The organism is Streptomyces sp. V4I2, from assembly GCF_030817655.1.
GTDB lineage: Bacteria > Actinomycetota > Actinomycetes > Streptomycetales > Streptomycetaceae > Streptomyces > Streptomyces plumbiresistens.
The window spans coordinates 750,556-769,189 of record NZ_JAUSZM010000003.1 but is presented as its reverse complement, the minus strand read 5'-3'; the positions used below and the strand labels follow the sequence as shown (position 1 = coordinate 769,189).

At 70.4% G+C, this 18,634-nt stretch carries 21 protein-coding genes and 5 pseudogenes; 7 read left to right on the top strand and 19 right to left on the bottom strand.

The genetic code is table 11. From position 1 onward, the window contains the following. Positions 1 to 17: 17 nt before the first annotated feature. From QFZ76_RS04415 to QFZ76_RS04390, 6 genes and pseudogenes are all read right to left on the bottom strand, one after another. Positions 18 to 1,249 (bottom strand): annotated as a pseudogene (locus tag QFZ76_RS04415) (acetoacetate--CoA ligase); the annotation flags it as partial. After that, positions 1,240 to 1,437 (bottom strand): annotated as a pseudogene (locus tag QFZ76_RS04410) (fumarylacetoacetate hydrolase family protein); the annotation flags it as partial. The pseudogenes QFZ76_RS04415 and QFZ76_RS04410, both read right to left, overlap by 10 nt. Continuing rightward, positions 1,432 to 1,732, bottom strand: a pseudogene (locus QFZ76_RS04405) (MFS transporter); the annotation flags it as partial. The pseudogenes QFZ76_RS04405 and QFZ76_RS04410, both read right to left, overlap by 6 nt. A gap of 22 nt (positions 1,733 to 1,754) precedes the next feature. Then, on the bottom strand, positions 1,755 to 2,579 hold the full coding sequence (locus QFZ76_RS04400) for an SAM-dependent methyltransferase (RefSeq protein ID WP_307672439.1): 825 nt from the start codon (positions 2,577 to 2,579) through the stop codon (positions 1,755 to 1,757). 97 nt (positions 2,580 to 2,676) lie between these two features. Next, positions 2,677 to 2,919: pseudogene (locus QFZ76_RS04395) on the bottom strand (DUF397 domain-containing protein); the annotation flags it as partial. Beyond that, positions 2,916 to 3,788 (bottom strand): helix-turn-helix transcriptional regulator, encoded by an 873-nt coding sequence (locus QFZ76_RS04390; protein WP_307672437.1) that lies wholly within the window; start codon positions 3,786 to 3,788, stop codon positions 2,916 to 2,918. The pseudogene QFZ76_RS04395 and the gene QFZ76_RS04390, both read right to left, overlap by 4 nt. Positions 3,789 to 4,115: 327 nt before the next feature. Here QFZ76_RS04390 and QFZ76_RS04385 point away from each other — a divergent pair, with 327 nt between their 5' ends. Next, positions 4,116 to 4,625, top strand: coding sequence for an ATP-binding protein (locus QFZ76_RS04385; RefSeq protein WP_373464259.1), 510 nt, complete (start codon positions 4,116 to 4,118; stop codon positions 4,623 to 4,625). Positions 4,626 to 4,653: 28 nt separating this feature from the next. Continuing rightward, entirely contained in the window at positions 4,654 to 5,181 is a 528-nt protein-coding gene (locus QFZ76_RS04380; protein ID WP_307672436.1) for a hypothetical protein, read from the top strand. Between the two features lie 51 nt (positions 5,182 to 5,232). Here QFZ76_RS04380 and QFZ76_RS04375 read toward each other — a convergent pair whose 3' ends face one another. The 3 genes and pseudogenes from QFZ76_RS04375 to QFZ76_RS04365 form a co-directional block, all read right to left on the bottom strand. Beyond that, positions 5,233 to 6,000 (bottom strand): glycoside hydrolase family 16 protein, encoded by a 768-nt coding sequence (locus QFZ76_RS04375; RefSeq protein ID WP_307672435.1) that lies wholly within the window; start codon positions 5,998 to 6,000, stop codon positions 5,233 to 5,235. Between the two features lie 353 nt (positions 6,001 to 6,353). Beyond that, positions 6,354 to 6,671, bottom strand: coding sequence for a hypothetical protein (locus QFZ76_RS04370; RefSeq protein ID WP_307672434.1), 318 nt, complete (start codon positions 6,669 to 6,671; stop codon positions 6,354 to 6,356). A 117-nt stretch (positions 6,672 to 6,788) separates the two neighbouring features. Beyond that, a pseudogene (locus QFZ76_RS04365) lies at positions 6,789 to 7,205 on the bottom strand (hypothetical protein). A 38-nt stretch (positions 7,206 to 7,243) separates the two neighbouring features. Between QFZ76_RS04365 and QFZ76_RS04360 the strand changes: the two are divergent. Next, the gene (locus QFZ76_RS04360) at positions 7,244 to 7,807 is read left to right on the top strand and encodes a snapalysin family zinc-dependent metalloprotease (RefSeq protein WP_307672433.1); all 564 of its coding nucleotides are present in this window, start codon (positions 7,244 to 7,246) and stop codon (positions 7,805 to 7,807) included. Between the two features lie 168 nt (positions 7,808 to 7,975). On the opposite strand, the gene QFZ76_RS04355 is transcribed toward QFZ76_RS04360, so the two are convergent. Continuing rightward, the gene (locus QFZ76_RS04355) at positions 7,976 to 8,986 is read right to left on the bottom strand and encodes a bile acid:sodium symporter family protein (RefSeq protein WP_307672432.1); all 1,011 of its coding nucleotides are present in this window, start codon (positions 8,984 to 8,986) and stop codon (positions 7,976 to 7,978) included. A 105-nt stretch (positions 8,987 to 9,091) separates the two neighbouring features. Further along, complete coding sequence (locus QFZ76_RS04350; RefSeq protein ID WP_307672431.1) at positions 9,092 to 10,417, bottom strand: zinc-dependent alcohol dehydrogenase; 1,326 nt, start codon at positions 10,415 to 10,417, stop codon at positions 9,092 to 9,094. A gap of 167 nt (positions 10,418 to 10,584) precedes the next feature. Here QFZ76_RS04350 and QFZ76_RS04345 point away from each other — a divergent pair, with 167 nt between their 5' ends. Continuing rightward, positions 10,585 to 11,256 carry a dienelactone hydrolase family protein gene (locus QFZ76_RS04345; RefSeq protein ID WP_307679925.1) on the top strand — a complete coding sequence of 224 codons (672 nt, stop codon included), beginning with the start codon at positions 10,585 to 10,587 and terminating at the stop codon, positions 11,254 to 11,256. Between the two features lie 63 nt (positions 11,257 to 11,319). On the opposite strand, the gene QFZ76_RS04340 is transcribed toward QFZ76_RS04345, so the two are convergent. From QFZ76_RS04340 to QFZ76_RS04330, 3 genes are all read right to left on the bottom strand, one after another. Further along, positions 11,320 to 11,772, bottom strand: coding sequence for a YbhB/YbcL family Raf kinase inhibitor-like protein (locus QFZ76_RS04340; RefSeq protein WP_307672430.1), 453 nt, complete (start codon positions 11,770 to 11,772; stop codon positions 11,320 to 11,322). 59 nt (positions 11,773 to 11,831) lie between these two features. Continuing rightward, a complete protein-coding gene (locus QFZ76_RS04335; RefSeq protein WP_307672429.1) occupies positions 11,832 to 12,710 on the bottom strand; it encodes an SDR family oxidoreductase in 879 nt (292 codons plus the stop codon). A gap of 297 nt (positions 12,711 to 13,007) precedes the next feature. Beyond that, entirely contained in the window at positions 13,008 to 14,216 is a 1,209-nt protein-coding gene (locus QFZ76_RS04330) for an MFS transporter (protein WP_307672428.1), read from the bottom strand. 264 nt (positions 14,217 to 14,480) lie between these two features. Here QFZ76_RS04330 and QFZ76_RS04325 point away from each other — a divergent pair, with 264 nt between their 5' ends. Continuing rightward, positions 14,481 to 14,717 (top strand): hypothetical protein, encoded by a 237-nt coding sequence (locus QFZ76_RS04325; protein WP_307672427.1) that lies wholly within the window; start codon positions 14,481 to 14,483, stop codon positions 14,715 to 14,717. A 12-nt stretch (positions 14,718 to 14,729) separates the two neighbouring features. Here QFZ76_RS04325 and QFZ76_RS04320 read toward each other — a convergent pair whose 3' ends face one another. Next, the gene (locus tag QFZ76_RS04320) at positions 14,730 to 15,086 is read right to left on the bottom strand and encodes a hypothetical protein (RefSeq protein WP_307672426.1); all 357 of its coding nucleotides are present in this window, start codon (positions 15,084 to 15,086) and stop codon (positions 14,730 to 14,732) included. A gap of 369 nt (positions 15,087 to 15,455) precedes the next feature. Between QFZ76_RS04320 and QFZ76_RS04315 the strand changes: the two genes are divergently transcribed. Further along, positions 15,456 to 16,019, top strand: coding sequence for a hemerythrin domain-containing protein (locus QFZ76_RS04315; protein ID WP_307672425.1), 564 nt, complete (start codon positions 15,456 to 15,458; stop codon positions 16,017 to 16,019). A 91-nt stretch (positions 16,020 to 16,110) separates the two neighbouring features. Here the strand turns inward: QFZ76_RS04315 and QFZ76_RS04310 are convergent, their stop codons facing one another. The 3 genes from QFZ76_RS04310 to QFZ76_RS04300 form a co-directional block, all read right to left on the bottom strand. Further along, on the bottom strand, positions 16,111 to 16,845 hold the full coding sequence (locus tag QFZ76_RS04310; RefSeq protein ID WP_307672424.1) for a GAF domain-containing protein: 735 nt from the start codon (positions 16,843 to 16,845) through the stop codon (positions 16,111 to 16,113). Next, positions 16,835 to 17,701 (bottom strand): hypothetical protein, encoded by an 867-nt coding sequence (locus QFZ76_RS04305; protein ID WP_307672423.1) that lies wholly within the window; start codon positions 17,699 to 17,701, stop codon positions 16,835 to 16,837. Before QFZ76_RS04305 ends, QFZ76_RS04310 begins: the two co-directional genes overlap by 11 nt. Before the next feature lie 193 nt (positions 17,702 to 17,894). Continuing rightward, positions 17,895 to 18,125: a nucleotide exchange factor GrpE gene (locus tag QFZ76_RS04300; protein WP_307672422.1), complete on the bottom strand. Its 231-nt coding sequence runs from the start codon at positions 18,123 to 18,125 to the stop codon at positions 17,895 to 17,897. On the opposite strand from QFZ76_RS04300, the gene QFZ76_RS04295 reads away from it, so the two are divergent. After that, positions 18,095 to 18,436 carry a hypothetical protein gene (locus QFZ76_RS04295; protein WP_307672421.1) on the top strand — a complete coding sequence of 114 codons (342 nt, stop codon included), beginning with the start codon at positions 18,095 to 18,097 and terminating at the stop codon, positions 18,434 to 18,436. The genes QFZ76_RS04300 and QFZ76_RS04295 overlap by 31 nt on opposite strands. Here the strand turns inward: QFZ76_RS04295 and QFZ76_RS04290 are convergent. Continuing rightward, a complete protein-coding gene (locus QFZ76_RS04290; RefSeq protein WP_307672420.1) occupies positions 18,411 to 18,584 on the bottom strand; it encodes a hypothetical protein in 174 nt (57 codons plus the stop codon). The genes QFZ76_RS04295 and QFZ76_RS04290 overlap by 26 nt on opposite strands. Between the last annotated feature and the right edge of the window lie 50 nt (positions 18,585 to 18,634).

Here is an 18,634-nt window from a genome sequence, read left to right as displayed (position 1 = left end):
CGGGGCGCGTCCTGCGGTCAGGTGCTGTCCCTCGCCTCCCGGCGTTCGGCGCCCAGACCGGCGAAGAACGCGAGGAGTTCGGGGCTGTCGGCGGCCGAGGGGTCGACGACCCGGTCGGCCGGGGCTCCTTGGAGGAGGCGCTTGACGGGGACTTCGAGTTTCTTGCCGGTGCGCGTGTGGGGGATGCCCGAGACGGCGAGGATCTCGTCGGGGACGTGACGCGGTGACGCGCCGGTGCGGACGGCGTGGCGGATCCTGTCGCGGAGGGAGTCGTCGAGGGTGACTCCGGCCGCCAGGACGACGAACAGGGGCATCCAGTAGCCGCCGTCCGGTTCCTCGGTGCCGATGACCAGGGCTTCGGTGATCTCCGGGAGGCGTTCGACGACGTCGTGGATGTCGGCGCTGCCCAGGCGTACGCCGTTGCGGTTGAGGGTGGAGTCGGAGCGGCCGTGCACGATCACCGAGCCATGACCGGTGAGCGTGATCGAGTCGTCGTGCCGCCACACACCGGGTACGCGCTGAAGTAGGCGTCGCGGAAGCGGGTCCCGTCGGGGTCGTTCCAGAAGTACAGCGGCATGGACGGCATGGGCCGGGTGACGACCAGCTCGCCGACCCGGTCGACCACAGGGGAGCCCTCGTCGTCGTACGCCGCCAGGGCCACGCCCAGATGAGGCGCGGACAGTTCGCCGGCCCAGCCGGGCGTGGTCGGGGCGCTGCCGGCGAAGGCGGAGACGACGTCCGTGCCGCCGGTGATGGAGGCCAACTGGACGCGCTCGCCCACGTGGTCGCGCACCCAAGGGTAGGCGGAGGCAGGCAGCGCGGAGCCGGTGCAGCCGACGGCGAGGATCGACGACAGGTCGTGCACGGACGGGTCGATGCCGAACTTGGCCATGCCGAGGAGGTGTTGAGGGCTGGTGCCGAAGAGGGTGACGCGGTGGCGGGCGGCCAGGTCCCACAGGACGTCCGGGCGGGCGAGGGGGGCCGGGCTGCCGTCGTAGGTGCAGGTGGTGGCGCCGGTGAGGAGGGCGGAGGCGACCAGGTTCCACATCATCCAGTGGGTGGTGGTGTACCAGAGGAGGCGGTCGCCGGAGCCCAGGTCGGAGTGGAGGCCGAGGGTCTTCAAGTGCTCCAGCAGGACGCCGCCGTGGCCGTGGACGATGCCCTTGGGCAGGCCGGTGGTGCCGGAGGAGAAGACGACCCACAGGGGGTGGTCGAACGGCACCGGCGTGCAGGCGAGTTGGCGCTGACGTCGTTGGTCACCACGAGCCCGGCGACGTACGACGGCAGGTCCTGCTCGGTGACGACGGTGCCCACGGGCAGGGGAGCGCCCATGACCAGCCCGAGTTCGATCTCGTAGTCCAGGAACTCCACATGGGAAGGCCGGACGACGGTGTCCTGCGGGCCGCTGACCGAGCCGGACGCCTTGCGGAAGAAACTGCCCGCCGACCAGGTCCGTCAGCTCGTCCCGGTAACGCGTGCCGAGAAGTGAGCCGAGGACCGCGATGCCGAGTCAGGCGCCGAGTTCCAGCGCGGTGTCGTTGGCGCCGCCGCCGACGCCCAGCTCGGCCTCGGGGAAGGAGTCCATGATGGCGTCCGTGGCCGGGGACACGCTCAGCCCGATCGCGAAACCGAGCGTCATCATCGGCGCCAGGAAGTCGGTGTACGTCGAGCTCTTGTCGACCTGCGTGAGCAGGAGGACCCCCGCGGTGCCGATCGCCATGCCGGCGACGACCGAGGTGCTCCTGCCGTCACGGTCAGGGCTTGATGCCCACCCCGGTCCACAAACTGACGGTGGCGTCCGTGAGGGGCTGCGTGGGCTCGTCCTTGTCCGACAGGTCGGGGCGCCAGCGGTGGCCGACGGTGACGCCGGGGTCGAGCAGGTCGAGTCCGTCGAAGAAGCGCGCGACGTCCTTCTGGGAGCGGAACTGCACGGGCGTCCCGGCACCGGTATAGATGTCGGTGACCTTCTGCCAGGTGGGCGGGTCGAAGTCGGGCGTGCAGTGGCTGAGGGCGAGGGCGCTTCCCGACGGGAGGGCGTCGAGCAGGCGGCCGACGATGCCGTACGGATCCTGCGCGTCGGTGACGAAGTGCATGAGAGCGTTCAGTGACAGGGCCACGGGTCGGTTCAGGTCCAGTATCTGGGCCAGTTCGGGAGCGCTGAGCAGTCCCTCCGGGTTGTTGACGTCCGCTTCGATGTACGTGGTGCGGCCCTGGGGAGTGCTGCGCATGAGGCGTTCGGCGTACTTGAGAACGAGGGGGTCGTTGTCGGCGTACACCACGCGCGCTTCGGGAACCACGCTCTGGGCGACCTGGTGCAGATTCGGCTCGGTGGGAATGCCGGTCCCGATGTCGAGCCACTGGCGGATGCCGTGCTCCTGGGCGAGCACTCGGGTGGCCCGGTGCATGAAGGCCCGGTTCTCGCGGGCGCACACGAAGATGCCGGGGTAGGCGGCGGCGACCGTCTCGGCGGCCTGCTTGTCGATGTCGAAATGGTCCTTGCCGCCGAGGTAGAAGTCGTACATGCGGGCGGAGTGCGGCCTGCTGGTGTCGATGCCCCGTGCGGCGTGGGTGTTGCTCATCCTGTCCCCTTCAGTGGTGGGCGCGGTGTGCCGGGCGGGTCGCGGCCGGGCAGGCTCGGACTTCTCCCGCTTGCGGTTCGGTCTGGTGGACCTGGATCGTCAGGTGATCGGCGAGACCCTTCTTGATCCCCTGGACGAAAGCGGCGATCTCATCGGACGTGTAGATCAGCGCCGGACCGGTGGGATCGGTCGACTGCCGCAACGCGATGCGGCCGTCGGCGAGTTGCTTGGTCTCCACGCACTGGCCCCCGTTGGGGCCGCTCCAGGGGCATTCCCAGCCCTGTTCGCCGAGGTCGGAGGCGGGCATCCCGTTGTAGACACTGCCGTCGGCGATGGTCATGAGTACTCCTTGCGCATGCGATGCAGCAGGGCCCTGCTGTCCGCGGAGGAGGTCAGAAGAGACATCCTGTTGTGCGCCTCGAGATGGGCCGCGACATCGGAACGCTGGTCCAGGTACACGGAGGCGGACAGGATTTCGCTGTAGACGACGTCGGGCAGTTCCGGTTCCTCGAACCGGAAGTAGGTGAAGGGCGCGCACGCTCCGACGTGCGCGCCTGCGCCGAAAGGCACGATGTCGACGCTGATGTGATCCAGCTCCGAGACCTCCAGGAGCCGGTCGATCTGCTCCCGCATGACCTCGTTGCCGCCCGCCATCCGGTGCAGGACGGCCTCTTCCATCACCACCCACAGCGTGGGGGCGTCGGCCTTCTCCAGCAGGCTCTGGCGGCGCAGCCGCAGATCGACACGGCGCTCCAGGTCCTCCTCGCCGGCATGGGGGAAGCCCCCGCGCAGGACGGCGCGTGCGTACTCGTACGTCTGCAGCAGCCCGGTGACGTACTGGGGCTCATAGGTACGCAGGGTCTTGGCCCCGCTCTCCAGGCTCACGTAGGCGGTGAACCAGCTCGGCACCACGTCGCGGTAGGCGTGCCACCAGCCGGGCTCGTTGGCCCGTTCGGCGAGCTCGACGAACTCGTCGATCTCCTGCTGGTCGGCCCCGTAGGTCTGCAGCAACTTCTCCACGTACAGGGGTCTGAGGCCGACCTCCGCCTTCTCCAAGCGGCGGATGGTCAACGACGTCACGCGCAGCGCCTTTGCCGCATCTTCCAGGGACACGCCCGCGCCGAGCCGCCTCTCCTGGAGCCGGCGGCCCAGGATCATGCGCAGGACGGTCGGAGCGCTGGTGCCCGTACCTGAACGATTGTCGCCCACCGCGCCACCTCCTGAGGAGCCGTCACCAGTGCTGTACGTGCAGCGACTTGGTGATGCAGCCAAGCGGATACCGTCTTGCTGAAATTATCAGGGAGTCGGTTGCAGTGTGAACTCAGCTGCGAGCATAGTGACTTGTGCAAACGATTCCTTCGGACGCGAAGGCATCGTTGTCAACCATCGCGCCACTACGCGGGGTTGACGCGCGCCGACACGACGAATCCACGTGACTGTCACACCGGGAACACCCCCTCTCCCGGCAGGTCCGTTGCTTGCCCCCCCACTGCTCCTCTCCCCCCACTGCGCCCCTCCTGCCGGAAGGCGACAAGCGTGTCCCCCCACACGACTTCTTCCCCCCAACTCTTAACTGCTGCGAGCCCGGAGCGTAGGCACTGGATCGAGCTCCCCGCGCACCGATCCCATGTCGCAGTCGCCCGCCGTTCGACGGACGCGCGCATGAGAGCCTGGCGGCTGCCTGCCGAGACGTCCGCGGACGCGGTACTCCTGGTGTCGGAGCTGGTCACCAACGCGGTGTGTCACACCCTCAGCGTGCGCATCCTGTGCGGCATCGGACTGATCGCCGGCGACTGCCTCCGCGTGGAGGTGCACGACCACGGCCGTGCGGCCGGCGGTCTGCCCCGATGCGAGCCCGGGCCCGAGGACGAAGGCGGCCGCGGCTTGCTCCTGGTCCAGGAGATCGCGCACACCTGGGGAGTCGACCGGTCCCCGCTCACCGGCGGCAACGCGGTATGGGCAACCTTGATGGTTTCCGACCGAGGGCGCGGAACACGCGTTGACGAGGAGATGCCCGGCGCCGCCGCTCCAAGTCGTGCATCTTGATCGTCTTTTGAGCGGCGCACAGGCTCCCATGCCCATGGAGACGGGGGAGCCGGACCGCGGTCGCAGGGCGTGGCGTGACCGGCTGGTCAGGCCTCGTGCGATCGCGGGCCTGCTGGCCGGGACAGCGGGGCCGGCCGTTCTGGGCGCGGTGCTCGTCGTCCTGCCGGGTGTGGTGGTCGACCATGATCTCGCCGGGGCGAGCGTCGCCGCGCAGGACCGGCTGAAAGCGGTGAACGACGTCCGTACGACACTTCTGCAGGCCGGGGGCGGCATGGTCCTGCTCTTCGGCGCGTACGCCACCTGGCGGCAACTGCGCGTCAGCCAGGACGGCTTGCGCGTGGCCGACTTGCGGGGCTCCGACCTGAGCACGGCCGGCCTCCTCCAGACACGTCTGACCGGCGCGGTGGGCAGCGAGCACACTCGTTGGCCGGCCGGATTCGACCACGCGGCCGCCGCCGGCGTCGTCGTCGCAGAGGATCCCGGTCCCGAGCCCCCGCCACTGCTTCAGCCCTCAGGGACAACGACACAGCACCCGCCCCTGCGGTCCGTGCCGTGAGCGAAAGGCCCAGGTTTGGGCGGCACCCGCCCGGGAGCATCCGGCGCGATCTCACTTCCAGCCGTACGCGTACGCCGCCACCCAGGTGATGTCGAGCTGTGCGCTGCTGCCGGGCGCCGCCCCGGGGCCCTCCAGGGCGCTCTCGTTCTGCAGCACCCAGGACAGAGGGTGATCCGGCACCTTGCGGGTGTCGTGCCCGGTCTGCCGACCGTCGACGAAGAACCGTACGTTCCCCGGTGTCCACTCGGTGGACACGGTGTGCCACTCGGTCCAGTCGTCGCTTCCCGGGAAGTAGCCCTGCTCGCCGCCGCCGCACGGATGGTGGAAGGCGGTGAGGGAGCCGGTCCACTCGCCTTCGGGGTGGTCCATCTCGCAGCCCCGACCGTAGTGCAGCCAGGCGGACTTGTAGCCGGGAGCCAGCTTCGTCACCTTGATGCGTGCGCTGTACTTGCCGTACTTCATCTGCATGACCGCACGCGGCACCACCGCGGCGGCATGCACCGGACCTCCGTTGCCGGGCCGCCACATCCGTACGAACATCCTCCCGTCGCCGTTCGCCGCAGGACCGACGCTCACGGTGTCCTCCGGGTGATAGACACCCACCACTTCCCGACCTCGGCTGTTGGCCGTGTCACGCCAACCGGTCGGATAGGCCCACCAGTTGTCGCGGAACTCTCCGCTCAGGCCCCCGCAGTAAGCGGCGGACGTGTCGACATGGTGGTCGCAGTCGCTGAACGCGCCCAGCGGCACCCGGTCGCCGTTGAAGTCCTCCGCGAGGACCTGCCAGAAGGGACCACAGTCACCGCGGGGCAAAGTCACGCCCGTACTGCGGCAGGCGTCGGCAGCGGCGGGCGCAGCGGGCGCCCCGTCGGCCCGGGGAAGCCCCAGCAGTACAGCCACGAGCGCGAGGCCCACGGACATCAACAGAATTCGCTTACTGACGTGTTCGTGCGGCGCTGCGTGTGAACCCATCCCAAGGCTCCCTCAGGCTCAGCGGCCGGCCGTCGTCCCGAAGGAGCATCCTCGCGTGCGGGCCCGTGCGGCGCCACCCTGAGAGCGAGCCGTGAACCGGACGTCCATGCTCCGCCGTAGCCGGCGCGCGACTTGAGCTGAGTGATCGCGCATCTCTCCAAGGCCCACGTCGTGCGGAGATCCACGCAGGACACACCTCGTCAGAACTCGCGGTCGATGCCGGTCACGATCGCCGCGCCCAACGGAGCGTCCTCCTGGGCGAAACCGCTGTCGCGCAGCGCCCGGGAGACCAGCCGCACGGCTTCGGCCTCGGCTCCCGACTGATCAGCGGCCTCGACCTCGACCCGAGCGGCGAACATGCCGTCCTCGTCCACCGTCAGCAGACTCAACTGCTCGCTCTCCCCGAGATCCGTGTTCTTCGGGTCCTGGGGCCGAAGCCTGCGCTCGATGTCCGAGCAGACGTCGTCGGGAACTCCTCGGAGGAATGTGCCGGGGACGGTGATGACGTATGTGGTCACCGGGACTCCTTTCGAATCTGCGGCACGCGCCTCGTGACTCTCGTGCACCCTCGACCGGCACGTACTCGCTGCGCGTCTTCCCTGTCCGTGGCCGTGAATGCGCCCACGGACAACTCATCACCCGGTTCGTTCGGTGGCGCCGGCGGCCGCAGGAATGGCGCGCCGCCTCTCGTGACGCAGAGCCGCACCCGTGGTCACAGCGCCCAGTCCCTACCACAGGCCCACGCCGAAGAAGCCGGACGGGGCGCGACCGCCGAGCACCGCGAACGTGAAGACGGCGCAGGTCAGTAGGCGAAAGGGGACAGTCCAGCGGAAGAACGCCTTCCAGTCGGCGAGCGAGGCCAGTACGTAGTAGGCGCCCATGTTGAGCGCCGCCATGGACGATGCGGTCAGGAAGGCCAGGGTGTGGTCCTCCTCCGCGCGCCGCAGGCCCGCCCGGCACCCGTCGGGCAGGGAGGGTCGGTGGTGGCGCAGTTTGACGGATTGCGGTCTGCCCGGTGTGGGCAGTGAGCCTGGCAGGGTTGGCATGAGCATGCCTTCCTTGCCTTCCTCACCCCCACAGGAGGTAGACCATGTACTCGCACGTGTTCGTCCGTGGCTGCACCGCTGCCCTGACGGCGGCTCTCACCCTGGCCGGTGGCCAGGCCTACGCGGCTGCGCCGGGCTCCGGCGATCAGCTTCTCGCCGCCCGCGTCGTCACCTACGACGCCGGCGCCTCGGCGGAGTTCAAGGCCGCTGTCGATCGGGGCGCGGCGATCTGGAACGAGAGCGTGGACTCCGTCGAACTGCGCCCGGCGGCCGCCGGGCAGCGCGCCAACATCCGGATTCTGGCCGACAACGGCTGGCCCCGGGCGCTGACCACCTCGCTCGGCAACGGAACGGTCTACATCGGGCGGCAGGCCGTCAACGAGGGCTACGACACGGTGCGGATCTCGGCGCACGAACTCGGCCACATCCTCGGCCTGCCGGACCGCAAGCCCGGCCCCTGCACCAGCCTGATGTCGGGCTCCAGCGCCGGCGTCGCGTGCACGAACCCCTACCCGGACGCGGCCGAGAAGGCGGAGGTCGAGGGCAACTTCGACGCCGCGCTTGCCCGTCCGGCGCCGGCTGCCCGCACCACGGTGATCGTGGACTGACCCAGGGACGTGCGCGGGGACGGCCCGTCGCCGCGCACACCGTCGGCCGGATGCTGCGGGTTACGGCTGCCGGCAGCCCTGGCCGGCCTCTTTACGGCGTGGACAACCGACCGGAGCGGTGCACGGACGCCGGCCGGCGCGAAGGTGGCTGCCGGCGTCCGCGCACCGTCAGCGCGCCCGGCGGGACAGCCAGGCGGCGGCCAGGGCACCGGAGATGTTGTGCCAGACGGAGAAGACCGCGGCCGGCAGGGCGGCCGGCGGACTGAAGTGAGCGGTGGCCAGCGAGGCCGCGAGCCCGGAGTTCTGCATGCCGACCTCGAAGGCCATGGCACGGCTCCCCGGCTCGCCCAGCCGGGCCATCCGTCCCGCGCCGTATCCCAGTGCCAGGCCGAGGCCGTTGTGCAGCACGACGGCGACGAAGACCAGCAGCGCCGCCGACTTGATGGCATCGGCACTGCCCGCGACGACCACGGTCACGATCACGATCACGCCGATGGTCAGGGCGGACAGCCACGGCAGCACCGGCAGGGCCCGCTGTACGTGGCGGGCCGCCAGGAGCCGCACGACGAGGCCCGCGAGCACCGGCAGCAGCACCGTCTTGAGGATGTCGGTGACCATGGAGCCGGCGTCGACCGGCAGGTACTCGCCCGCCAGCAACAGCGTCAGGGGCGGGGTGACCAGCGGGGCCACGAGCGTGGAGACGGTGGCCACGGAGACCGACAGCGCCACATCACCACGCGCCAGATACGTCACCACGTTGGAAGCGGTGCCACTGGGGGCACAACCGACGAGGATCACGCCCGCGGCGAGCTGCGGCGGGAGCTGGAGCAGGTGGGCGACGGCCCAGCCGAGGCCCGGCATGATGACGTAATGCGCGACCAGACCGAGGGCCACTGCCCAGGGCCGCTTGGCGACTCCCCGGAAGTCCTCGGGGGTCATGGTGACGCCCATGCAGAACATCACCACGCCCAGCAGGTACGGCACCGCCTCGCCCCAGCCGGTGAAGCTCCCCGGGAGCAGAAGCCCGACGGCGCCGGCTACGAGGACGAGGACCGGGAAGACGGTGACGGCGCGTCGCGCGGAGCGGTCGCCCTCGGCGTCGGCGCCATGGTGTTCTGACTGTTGGGTGTGTTGGGTCTGTTGGGTCTGTTCGTAGTGTTCGGATCGTTCGGCACTCACCGTTCGAGACAACGCCTGGTCAGGGGCATGACGCAAAGGCATCTCGCGATGTGATCAACATGCGACGGCGGGGTGCCACGTGAACCTTCTCGCCCCCTGTGGCGGTCACCGTCGGTCACGCCCGTCGTGCTCCTGCGTTGCCACGGGTCCCTGGGTCCCCGCGGTGGTGGCGGCGCCGGTACCGGCTGCCTCGCCGAGGCCGGGGGCGACCGAGCCGTCGTCCGCCACGCCGAGCGTGACCTTCGTCCAGCCCGCTTCGCGCCGGTCGAACGTGCGGTAGGCGTCGACCGCGTCTTCCGTACCCACCCAGCGGGTGATCAGCGGTGTGGGGTCAAGGCGGCCCGACGCGACCATCGACACCAGGTCGGGCAGATAGCGGCGGTGGTTGCAGTTGCCCATCTTGAGGGTGAGGTTCTTCATGAACGCCTCGCCGAACGGATAGTGCTGCACCTGCGGCGGATAGACACCGACGGTGCCGACCGTGCCGGCCTTGGCCGCCAGCTGCACCGCCCAGCGGGCCGCCAGCGTCGGGGCGTCGCCCGGCACCCACGTCTCCCCGTCCGGATTCCGCTCCGGGGCCGTCTCCTGGCGTTCGTGGTCGAACTGCTCGGCCTGCTCCCGCAGTGCCTCGGCGGCCGGCCCGTGGGCGGGTCGTTGGGCGTCCACGCCCACGGCCTCGATCACTCGGTCGACGCCGATGCCGCCGGTCAGCTCCAGAGCGGCCTCGACCGGATCCTCCGCGTTGAAGTCCACCGTCTCGGCATGCTGGTCGCGGGCCAGGTCCAGCCGGTCGGCCACGCCGTCGACGACGATGATCCGCCCGGCGCCCTGCAGACGGGCGCACGCGACAGCGGCCTGCCCGACCGGCCCCGCGCCCAGAATCGCCACGGTGTCGCCGTCGCCGATCTCGGCCAGCTTCGCCCCGAACCACGCGGTGGGGTAGATGTCCGACAGCAGGATGGCCTGGGCGTCGTCGACCGTGTCCGGCAACGGCACCAGGCCGACGTGGGCGAACGGAACGCGGGCGTACTCGGCCTGGAGCCCGTCCAGGCCCCCTGCGGCCTCCGGACCACCGAAGAACACCGTGCCCGCCCGCGGCCCTTGCGGGTTGGCGTTGTCGCACTGCGCGTAGTAGCCCGCACGGCAGTAACTGCAGGTCCCGCACGCCACGGTGGACGGCACCACCACCCGGTCGCCGGGGCGGAAGTTGCGCACCCCTGAGCCTGTCTCCTCCACGACGCCGACGGCCTCATGGCCGAGGATCCGCCCCTCCTGCAGGCCGGGCATGGTGCCGCGGACGAAGTGCAGGTCGGTGCCGCAGACGGCGGACGTCGTGATCCGCACGATCGCGTCGTACCGGTCCTCGATCTTCGGCTCCGGCACGTCGTCCAGACGTATGTCCCCGAGTGAGTGCCACACGACAGCCTTCATGCGAACCCTCCGTTCGTGCGCCCCGGTGTCCCCGTCTCCCGTGTCCGATTCCGGTGTTTCTTCCGGGGTTACCTATCGGGCAGCGCCAAAACCGGAACACCGGGGTACTCGTCAAACCCAACCCAACCCGTCCAAGCCCTCGTACAGCCTCAGGGGAGATGACGACGATGGTTTCCGAAGCGGTGATCGTTCCTTCGGGGGAGGCGGCTCTCCACGGCGACCTCGTGATTCCCTTCGGGGCACGTGGGATGGTGCTGTTCGCGCACGGCAGCGGCAGTTCACGCCTCAGTCCCCGCAACCGTGCCGTCGCCGCCGAGCTTCAGCGCGCCGGCATCGGCACCCTCCTGCTGGACCTGCTGACCGAGCAGGAAGAGCACCAGGACGTCGTGACGGGCGAGCACCGCTTCGACATCGGCCTGCTGGCCCGGCGCCTGGCCGATGCCATCGACTGGCTGGAGCAACGACCGCAGACCGCAGACCTGCCCGTGGGCCTGTTCGGGGCGAGCACGGGAGCGGCCGCGGCCTTGGTGGCGGCCGCCGAGCGTCCGAGGCGGGTCGCGGCGGTCGTGTCGCGCGGCGGACGCCCCGACCTGGCCGGCGACGCGCTGGCCCTGGTCGGGGCCCCGGTCCTGCTCGTCGTCGGCGGCAACGACGAAACGGTTCTCGACCTCAACCACCAGGCCGCCGGCAAGCTGTCCGTGGCACACAAGGTTCATGTGGTGCCCGGCGCGACCCACCTCTTCCCCGAACCCGGCACGCTGCGGCAGGCCGCGGAGGCCGCCGCCGACTGGTTCCGGGATCACTTGGGCGAGGCGCCCGATGACGAGCGTTCCGGCTGAAGCCTCCGTCGTCCCGGACGAACGGCTCACGGACGTACAGCGCTGTCGGTGCCGTCAGTACCGTCAGCGCTGGTACAGCCCCACCAGAGTGCCGCTGGCGAGCTGCTGCTCGTCCACCGCCTGATGCACCTCCTGGGCGCTGGGCGCGTCGGGCAGCACGCACGGCTTCGACAGGGCGTAGAGCCGGAAGAAGTAGCGGTGCGCTTCGTCCCCGGGAGGAGGGTGCGGCCCGCCCCAGCCCCGCTCGTGGTAGCCGTTGACGAGTTCGGTGCCGCCGGTCGGGCACTGCCCCGCCGCGACGCCCTCACTGTGGGGATCGATGCCGACCACGATCCAGTGCGCGAAGGTGCCCGACGGGGCGTCGGGGTCCTCGCAGAGCAGCACCAGTTCGGTCGCGTCGTCCGGCACACCCCTCCAGGCCAGGGGAGGGGAGACGTTGTCGCCCTCATACGCGTACCGGCGCTCGATGACGGAGTGATCGTTGAATGCGCTGCTGCGCAACTCGATACCAGCCATGTCTCCCGGAGTACCCGGCATGAGTCGGGCATACCGGGCGCCGGTCCAGCCCGTCGCGTTCACGGCAGCGGTGTACCCCCCGTGGCGTTGACGATCTCGGCGGTGATGAAGGACGCCTCCTGCGAGGCCAGGAAGACATAGGCGGGCGCCATCTCGGCGGGCTGGGCCGGCCGGCCCAGCGGTGCCTGCTTGCCGAACTCGACCGTGTCCGGCATCGTCGCCGGGATCAGCGGCGTCCAGACCGGTCCCGGGGCGACGGCGTTGACGCGGATGCCCCGGTCGGCCAGCATCTGGGCCAGCCCTTGGGTGAAGGTGACGATGGCCCCCTTGGTCATCGCGTAGTCGAGCAGATGAGGGCTGGGCTTGTACGCCTGTACGGAGGTGGAGTTGATGATGCTGCCGCCTTCGGGAATGTGCGGCAGAGCGAACTTCGACAGCCAGAACATGCCGTAGAGGTTGGTGCGCAGCACGCGGTCGAACTGCTCGGTGGAGATGGACTCGATGCCCTCCGGCTGCGACATCTGGTACGCCGCGTTGTTCACCAGGATGTCGATGTGGCCGAACTCGGTGACGGCCTGGTCCACCAGGGACCGGCAGGCGTCCTCTTCACGGATGTCGCAGGAGACGGGGATCGCGCGGCGGCCGGCATCCTCCACCCACCGGGCGGTCTCGCGGGCTTCGTCCTTCTCCTCGTCCAGGTGGGTGAAGAGCACGTCGGCTCCCTCACGGGCGAAAGCCAGCGCCACCGCCCGTCCGATCCCGGAGTCTCCGCCGGTGATCACGGTCTTGCGGCCCTCGAGGCGGCCGCTGCCCCGGTAGGACTCCTCACCGTGGTCCGGCGGCGGGTCCATGGGCCCGGTCCAGCCGGGATGAGGCTGATCCTGGGAGGGGAACTCGGGCTGCGGATGCTGGTGGGCGGGGTTCTGTGATTGGTTCACGGCTTCGGCCTTCCTCGTCTGCGACACGGTCTCGGCAGGGCCCGTCCGGGGAGCATCCGGGGAGTACACCGTCTTGCCGGGGCGGCGGCTACGCACCGTCACGACACCGGCGACGATCCCGTAGGCCGCTGTGGCGTCGGTGAGGCATGCCCTCGATGCGGAAGCGTCTCGTCCCGCACTTCCCCTCTTCGGCCACACGAAGTACCCACGCTGCCGACGGCCACACCCGGGGCCGTGCCGGTCGACGGGCTGCCTGTTGCTGCGGAGGAATCCCCCTTCCCCCAGAGAGGGGAGGGGTTACACGCGGTGGTCAGTCCGCTGCTGAGCGGGTGACCTGGCTTGGTGTGCGGCGACGGCCATGACGATGACGGAGATCAGGGCGATACCGGCGCCGACGTAGAGCGGCGCCGTGTAGCCGAGACCCGCGGTGATGGCCAGGCCTCCGAGCCAGGCGCCGAGCGCGTTGCCGATGTTGGACGCGGACACATTGGCGCTGGCGGCCAGCGCCGCTCCGTGGGCGAAGTCGGTGACGCGAGTGATCAAGCCGGGGACGCCGGCGAACCCGAACAGCCCCATCAGGAACACCAGGATCACCGACGCGGTGGGGCTGCCGGCCAGCAGACCGAATGCGGCCAGGGTGATGGTGAGTCCGAGCAAGGCGAGGACCAGGGCGCGGTCACGGTCATGGTCGGCCGCTCGCCCGCCGACCAGGTTCCCGACGACCAGGCCGACGCCGTACACCATCAGCAACCAGGCGACATCGGCCGGGGAGAAGCCGCCGACCTCGGTGAACGTGTAGGCGATGTAGCTGAACGCACCGAACATCCCGCCGTAGCTGAGCGCGGTGGCCGTCAGGGTCAGCCAGACCTGCCAGGACCGGAACGCTCGGAACTGGGCCCGTAGGCCGCCGTCCGCCATCGGGTCCGCGCGGCCCGGCACTGTCGACGGCCGCGTCTCTCCCGCCCGGCCGGGGACGAGGGTGACGATGCCCACCAGCGCGAGTACGCCGATCGCGGTGACCGCCCAGAAGGCCGCTCTCCAGCCCCAGCGCTCACCGACCAGCGCGCCGAACGGCACACCCAGTACGTTCGCAACCGTCAGCCCGGCGAACATGAGCGCCACCGCGCGGGACTTCTTCTCCGGCGCGACCAGACTGCGAGCGACCAGCGAGCCGATGCCGAAGAACGAACCGTGGCACAACGCCGCGACGATCCGCCCGAGCAGCATCACCGGATAGGTCGGCGCGAGAGCGGACAACAGGTTGCCGACGACGAACAACGCCACCAGGCCGACCAGGACCGCCTTGCGGGGCAGTCGCGCCGTCGCCGCTGTCAGGGCGATCGCGCCGATCGCGACGCTCAACGCGTACCCGGAGATCAGCCAGCCGGCGGCGGCCTCGGACACCGAGAAACTGGACGCTACCTGAGGCAGCAGCCCGGCGATCAGGAACTCGGTCAGGCCGATACCGAAACCGCCGAGTGCCAGCGCGAGGAGTCCACCCGGCATCCGCAGCTCTCCGATCGACCGCCCAACGAGTCGTGATCGTACGGTACTTGCCGCCGCGGCTTGCGGGTCGCCCGGTCCTCGAAGCGCACGCACCTGGCTCGATGCGGGACCGCACGGCGTCGGGACCGCACGGCGTCGGCGCGGCACGACTATGCCGTTACGGCCCTCCACCCAGCGGCGGCCTCCTGCCCCGTCTGCCCCAGGCGTTTCAGGTGCCGCCCCGGGGGAACCCGGCAAAGCCCCACTGCCGATGGGAGGGCGGGCATGACCAGCCGGAAGAGTCACCGCGGAGACCGCTTCGACCGGGCACGCGACCATGACGAGCCGGGGGCGCACTCGGGCGCGGAGAGCCAGGCACAGGAGCGATCCGTACCGAGTACGGCCGGCGCGAAGGAGGGCTACCAGGCGGAGAAGGGCACGGCGGCGGGCAAGCCCCTGGAGGGTGTCGATACCGAGGAGCGCGCCCGGCGGGAGCCGGACGACGACGGAGAATCCACGTAGGGCTTCACGGCGTCATGCGGCGGTTGCCGCCGTGAACGCCGCGGTGATGGCGGTGTCGGTCCGCGCGTGAATGACCAGTCGGGGACCGGTGGTGTCGGCATTGGCCTCGAGGAGCCGTCGGGCGGGGGCACTGGGGGTTGCCACCGACATCAGGACACAGAGGTTGCTGCAGGTGCGATGGGCGCGCAGGACCGCACTGATCGCTGCGCCACCTGGGGCCGGCTCGTCCAGGACGATGACGACGGGCGCCGGCTTGTGGGCACGGATCAGGTTGCTGATCTCCGCTGCGAGGGTGGCGCGTCCGCCGATGCCGGGATCGCGGTGCACAGTGATGACCAGAACGCCACGCTCGAGTGTATGAGACAGCATGTCCGGATTCCTCCCACGGGCCAGTCCGTCCATATCGGAAGTACCCCATGTGAGTCCCATAAATCGCCAGGGCATGAGCAACTGCGGTGGCGCGGAGGTGAGTAACTGCGGTGGCGCGCAGGTCCGATCGAAGCCGGGGCGCCCGAGAGACGGCCGCCCTCAGGTTTGCCGTCCCCCGTTCGGCGGGCCACTGCGGTCGCCGCCGGGCGACCCACCCCGGCCTGTGACAGGCTCCTGGAAGCGGGCCCCGCAGGCTCTCGCCTCCCGGCCGCCAGGTGTATCGCCCCATCCGGTCATCGGCGGCCACCGAGCCCTCACACCGGCCATGGCAGTGCATCCACGCCAGATGACAGGAAGGAGCGCCCACACATGGGGCACGGAGGAAACGTCATTGAGGAACTGACAGCGGATCACCGGGAAGTTGACGGTCTGTTCGCTGAGATGGAAACCCACGCCGCAGCCGAGAACAGGCGCCGTGAGCTGGCTGACCAGCTGACCATGGAGCTGGTACGGCACTCGGTGGCCGAGGAAGAGCACCTCTACCCGGCGGTCCGCCGATACGTCGACGGCGGTGACGACCTCGCCGACATGGAGATCGCCGACCACAGCGAGGTGGAGCGCCTGCTGAAGGAGCTGGAAGCCTGTCGGCCCGGTGACGCGCAGTTCGACACCCTCGTGGCGCAGCTCAAGTCGTCGGTCACCGCACATGTCAGGGACGAAGAAGACCGCCTGTTCCCCCTGCTGGCCGACGCCTGCCCCGCGGAAACCCTCAACGAGCTGGGTGACAAGGTACGCAGGGCCAAGGAGTCCGCCCCGACCCGCCCGCATCCCGCAGCCCCGGACACCCCGCCGCTCAACAAACTCCTGGCTCCAGGGGCCGGAATGGTCGACCGGGTCCGCGACATGCTCACCGGCCGCGGGAAGAACGACTGACATTGCCGTGAGGGCGCAGTGCGCGCAGCCGGGGCGGCGCCCTGACCGAAACGCGAAGCGACCAGAGGCAGAAGGCTGGGCGCCGGACCGGCTACCGCAGGGCGGCGAGCACCGTCTCCGGGGCCAGAGTGCGGCGTACAAGGGCCTGCGCGACCTCGGTGAGGCGGTCGCCGTCGCGGCAGCAGTAGGCGTGCAGGGCGTCCATGGCCTGCGCGGGATCGAGGCGGCCGTACTCGGCGAGCATGCCCTGGGCCATCTCGACGGTCGCCTTGGCGGCGACGGCGGCCTGGGCCTGAGTGAGGATGTCCATGGGCCGGGCCGGGTCCGGACTCCAGTGGACCAGGGCCACGGCCGCCACGTCGGCGAGGGCCTGGGCCAGGCGCAGGTCGGTCGTGGGCAGGCCGCCCGGGGCGGTGAGCAGGAGGGTAACGGCACCGATGGCATGGTGGTTGACGCGCAGTGGCAGGGAGTGCGCGGCTCGGTAGCCGGCCTGCCGCGCCCGGGGAGCGAACTCGGACCAGTTGTCGGCGTCGCCGGACAGGTCGGTGGCGTTCACCGGTCGGCGTGTGCGGTAGCAGTCCCGGGCGGGGCCCTCTCCGGCCTGCAGCCGGACGAGCTCGGTCAGGGTCTCCTGCTGGTGCGGAGCGACGGCCATGATGCGCAGGTCGCCGCGGGTGGTGGCCATGGTGACACCGACCGCGTCGGCACCGGTGAGGTCGATGCAGTGCCCGGCGAGGCGGTCCAGGAGGACCACCGGGTCGAAGCCGTCGGCGAGGGTGTCGGCCAGCCCGACGAACGCCTTGGTGAGCTGTTCCTCACGGGTCATGACCGGTCACCGTCTCCTTCGTCGCTCCTGAACCGACCGGGGCCCTCTGGACGTTCTTCGCCCTCCGCTTCCGGCCGGAAGCGGAGGGCGCGCGCGCGAACGTCCTCGGCCACCTCGGTGACCGTTCGCCCTTGGGTGAAGGCGCGTGCCCGCGGCCGGTCCAGGGTCCGCTGCGGGTCGACTCCCAACTGCACCATGACCATGCCGACGGCTTGGTGGACTCTGTGGGGTCTGCCTCCGCGGCCTCCACCCATGACGCTACTCCTGCTCCGTCCGCGGGAGCGTAGTCGTCCGTTCCGGAGTCGAGCTTCAGCATGGCGAAGGTGACCGCGTCCCGCGCCGGCAGGGCGATCCGCAGATCCCGGTCGTCCCGGTCGGAGGGAGCGCCCGGGGTGGCGCGGTAGAGGTCGAGCGTGCCGATCGCCAGCGCGCTGGTGCCCAGGGGCAGCGAGAAGACCGCCCGCACGCCGAGTTCGGTGGCCTGGTGGGCGAAGACCGGCCGGCGGCGGGCGTCCGGACCGCGGGTGAGATCGGCCGCCGGCACCGGTGCCGTCCGGGCGAGGGCGGTCTGGCAGGGGCCGTCGCTGAGCGTGTACTGGGCTTCGGCCAGGCGGGAGGCCGTACGGTCGCTGGCGCACCACAGCGCACGGACGGTGGTGCCGTCGGTGATGGACGTGGAGGCGCCGGTGATCGGGGGCAGCTCCACGCATGCCTGGCACAGCAGCGCCGGAACCTGCCGTACGTCCGCGGCCGCGGCTGCCGAGGTGAAGGTGTCGGCGACAGTGCGCCGGTCTTCCAGGACGGAGGGGTCGACGTGCTCAGGGGGCTCGTCGCTGTCGTCGTCCGCCAACCGCATCGTCATCACCTCCGCCCGGTGGTACGGACAGCAACAATGAGCCACCAGTGGCGCCCGTGACGACAGCCCGACCGGGACATCGTCATCCGTCCGGCCCGGCGACACCCCGGCCCACCGGACCGGCCGTACCTCCACCAGCTCCCGCCGTCAGTATGCGTCGCCCGACGATACCGGCCCATGTGGCCGACGACGCCTACTCATCTTCAGCCGGGCCCGGCTGCCTGCCGGGCGGAGGTGGCCCGGTGACCTCCACGTGCGCCGGGCGCAGCAGTCGGTCACCGGGCCGGTAACCGGGGCGCAGGACTCCGGTGCAGGTCAGGTGCTCGGCGGAGAGGGCGACGTGGTGGGTCAGGGCCTCGTGACGGTTCGGGTCGAGACTCCCAGGAGAGGGCTGTGACTGGATGCCGGAACGTACGCATACCACTGACGGCGGTCAAGGACGTGAAGGTCGAGCCGGACTGGTGGCGTGCCCTGCGCGGCGTGAGGCGGCGCGGGCGGTGGCGCCCCGGCCGGTTCTGCCTGGGAGAGTGGCGGCACCGCGACGGCCTGGATTTCATCGCCGTACGTGCCGGCACGCCAGTGGTCCGCGTGGACCTGTGGCGCTCCGCTCCCTTCACCCGGCTGTGCGTCTCCGCCGCGGATGCCGAGGAAGCCGCCCGCTCGGTACGGGCACTCGGGGCAGCACTCCGCCGTGCCGCGGCCCCGGCACCTACATCCCGAGCTCCGGAGCATTGAAGTGCGGACGGCCGACGGCCATCGGTGCCGCCAGGGCCACGACTTCGCGTGCGCGTTCGGTGCGGGCACCGAGGAGTTGGGGGAGGGCGAGGAGGTCGTCGGTGTCGGCGCTGACCGAGTCCTCGGCCTTCGTCCTCGAGGGGTCCAAGCAAGCGTTTCACCGTCGAGCGGTGCAGCAACCGCCTCCGCAGCGGCGAG